This is a genomic window from Blautia sp. MSK.20.85 (assembly GCF_013317245.1).
Classification (GTDB): Bacteria; Bacillota; Clostridia; order Lachnospirales; family Lachnospiraceae; genus Blautia_A.
Genome location: NZ_JAAIUN010000058.1, coordinates 1 through 3,203, shown reverse-complemented (window position 1 = coordinate 3,203; position 3,203 = coordinate 1). Strand labels below are relative to the sequence as shown.

Sequence of the window (3,203 nt, the reverse complement as noted above, 5' to 3'; positions counted from 1 at the left end):
AAGCACAGAAAAATCAGCCGAAACAGGGAAAGGTCACGGTAAAAGAGCTGGCAAAACAGAATGCCGGGATGGTCAATATCGAGATCACAAATAAGAATATCAAGTCCTTTGAACGCTATGCCAGAAAATACGGGATCAATTATGCTCTGAAAAAAGACAAGAGCAAAGAGCCGCCGGTTTATCTGGTATTTTTCAAGGGACGTGATCAGGATGCCCTCAATGCTGCTTTCCGTGAGTTTTCCCAGAAACAGATTCAAAAAGCGAATAAGCCTTCTATTCATAAGCGTCTTGCAGCTTACCGGGCAATGATGCCAAAGAAATCGAAGGACAAAGTAAAGAACCGGCATCAGGAGCAGAGCCGATGAAAAAGCAAATCGGTAAAAATCTGATGCAAAAATGGAAGAATAAGATCAGGGTCAGGCTGTCCGCCCTGGATAAAAAGAAACTGGTTCTTACAAATATTCCTTATGCTCTGGCTGCTTTCTATGCAGACCGGGCATTTTTTCTTTACCGGAACAGTCCGGGAGAAGATATGGGGAACAAACTATTATATGCAATGGAACACGCAGACCGGATTTTTGCTGGTTTTGTGTTAAGCAATAACTGGAAAGATCTGCTAGCAGGTATTGTTGTTGCAGTCGTTCTGAAAGTGTTGGTCTGGCAGAAACAGGCAGATGCAAAGAAACTCCGGAAAGGAATCGAGTATGGTTCAGCCAGATGGGGAAATGCAGAGGATATCAAGCCTTATATGTCAGAAGATCCATGGATGAACATTCCATTGACAGCAACAGAAGCACTGACCATGGAGAGCAGACCAAAGCAGCCGAAGTATGCGAGAAATAAAAATATCGTGGTCATCGGTGGCAGTGGTTCCGGAAAGACACGATTTTTTGTAAAGCCGTCGGTCATGCAGATGAACTGTTCCATGGTCATTACAGATCCAAAGGGCACTCTCATTGAGGAGTGCGGGAAGATGTTAGCAAAGGGACCGCCTAAGAAAGATAAGAATGGAAATATCATGAAAGATAAATCCGGAAAAGTGGTTCATGAGCCATATGTGATTAAGGTTTTGAATACCATTAACTTTTCAAAATCGCTTCATTACAATCCATTTGCTTATATACGGTCTGAAAAAGATATCCTGAAGCTGGTGACAACAATCATTGTGAATACCAAAGGCGAAGGGGAAAAAGCTTCCGAAGATTTTTGGGTGAAAGCAGAGAAATTGCTGTACACAGCACTGATTGCTTTTATCTGGTATGAAGGGGATGAAGAGGAAAAGAATCTGAATACCCTTCTGGATCTTTTGAATGAAAGCGAAACGCGTGAAGAGGATGAAACTTACCAGAATCCTGTGGATATGATGTTCCAGGAACTGGAAGAAAGAGATCCGCAGCACTTTGCGGTCAGACAGTATAAAAAATACAAAATGGCGGCTGGAAAGACAGCGAAAAGTATTTTGATATCCTGTGGAGCCAGACTTGCCCCATTTGATATCGCAGAACTTCGTGAGATCATGTCTTACGATGAAATGGAACTGGATAAGATCGGTGACAGGAAAACAGCCTTGTTTCTGATCATGTCCGATACGGATACCACATTCAACTTTGTGATTGCCATGTTACAGTCACAGCTTTTTAATCTGCTTTGCGATAAGGCAGATGATGAATATGGTGGAAGACTTCCGGTGCATGTGCGTGTCATCGCTGATGAGTTTGCCAACATCGGACAGATTCCTCAGTTTGACAAGCTGATTGCAACCATTCGAAGCAGGGAAATCTCTGCTTCTATTATTTTGCAGTCGCAGAGTCAGTTAAAGGCAATGTATAAGGATAGTGCAGATACCATTCTGGGCAACTGTGATACTACACTTTTTCTTGGTGGCAAAGAGAAAACCACCTTAAAGGAAATGAGTGAGCTTCTGGGGAAGGAAACCATTGACCTGTATAACACTTCGGAAACGAGGAGTAATCAGAAGTCTTTTGGATTGAATTACCAGAAAACGGGCAAACAGCTGATGACGGAAGATGAGATTGCAGTCATGGATGGAGGAAAATGTATCCTGCAGATCCGTGGTGCCAGACCATTTTTCTCGGATAAATATGATATCACGAAACACAAAAACTATCGGCTTCTTGCAGATGAAAACGAGAAGAACCGGTACAAAGTAGAGAAAGAGTTAAATCCGCAGTACACACCGAAACCCGAAGAAGAGGTGGAAGTGATTCATGTAGAACTGTCGGAGTAACCTTGGGAATGAACGAAAAATAATGAGGAAAGGAATAACTGACATTAGGTGCGCCGGCTTTTTAGTCGGTGTTTTTTCATTCCCGTAAACACCTGAAAGAAGTCAGTTTTGGTTTATGAATATATGGCATTTTTTAGCAGCGCAATTACAACTTTAAAAACTCTTGTAGTCGCTATCGGCGCAGGTCTTGGTGTGTGGGGTGTCGTAAACCTTCTGGAAGGATATGGAAATGACAATCCCGGCGCTAAGAGCCAGGGCATCAAACAGCTGATGGCTGGTGCCGGAATCATGCTGCTGGGAACTACCCTGATTCCACAGCTGGCAACATTGTTCTCTTAAGAGGAGTGGTAGATGAACACCATCATTGAGAGAATTACGGAAGCGATAAAGGATATCCTGATCGGACTTATCAAGTCATGTTTGGATAACATGTTCACGTCTGTCAATGAGCAGGTGGGAACCATAGCCGGGCAGGTGGGACAGACACCGCAGGGATGGAATGCAGGGATTTTTAATCTGATTCAGAATATATCCCAAACGGTGATCGTCCCCATTGCGGGACTGATCATCACCTTTGTCCTGTGCTATGAATTGATCACGATGGTAACACAGAAAAACAATTTCCATGAATTTGAGACTTATAACATTTTCCTCTGGATCTTCAAAGCGTATGTGGCCATTTATCTGGTGACAAATACGTTCAATATCACGATGGCGGTCTTTGACGTTGGCCAACATGTGGTCAACAATGCCGCCGGGGTGATATCAGGAAACACTGCGGTGGATGCAACAGAAGCAATTACACGGATTGTGGATGCCCTGGAGGATATGGAGTTAGGGGATTTGTTCCTGCTATCCATGGAAACGCTGCTGATCAGTATTACCATGCGGATTCTGTCAATCATCATAACCGTTATTTTGTACGGAAGAATGATAGAAATTTACCTTTATACTT

At 43.2% G+C, this 3,203-nt stretch carries 4 protein-coding genes; all 4 read left to right on the top strand.

Annotated elements, in window-relative coordinates; all coding sequences use genetic code 11:
- Positions 1–365, top strand: a 365-nt coding sequence (locus tag G5B12_RS16725; protein WP_174088912.1) for a PcfB family protein, incomplete at its 5' end; no start/stop codon positions are given.
- Entirely contained in the window at positions 362–2,248 is a 1,887-nt protein-coding gene (locus tag G5B12_RS16720) for a VirD4-like conjugal transfer protein, CD1115 family (protein ID WP_173742454.1), read from the top strand. The genes G5B12_RS16725 and G5B12_RS16720, both read left to right, overlap by 4 nt.
- Before the next feature lie 123 nt (positions 2,249–2,371).
- Positions 2,372–2,587: a Maff2 family mobile element protein gene (locus G5B12_RS16715; protein WP_017144663.1), complete on the top strand. Its 216-nt coding sequence runs from the start codon at positions 2,372–2,374 to the stop codon at positions 2,585–2,587.
- 12 nt (positions 2,588–2,599) lie between these two features.
- Positions 2,600–3,203, top strand: a 604-nt coding sequence (locus tag G5B12_RS16710; RefSeq protein ID WP_174088910.1) for a VirB6/TrbL-like conjugal transfer protein, CD1112 family, incomplete at its 3' end; no start/stop codon positions are given.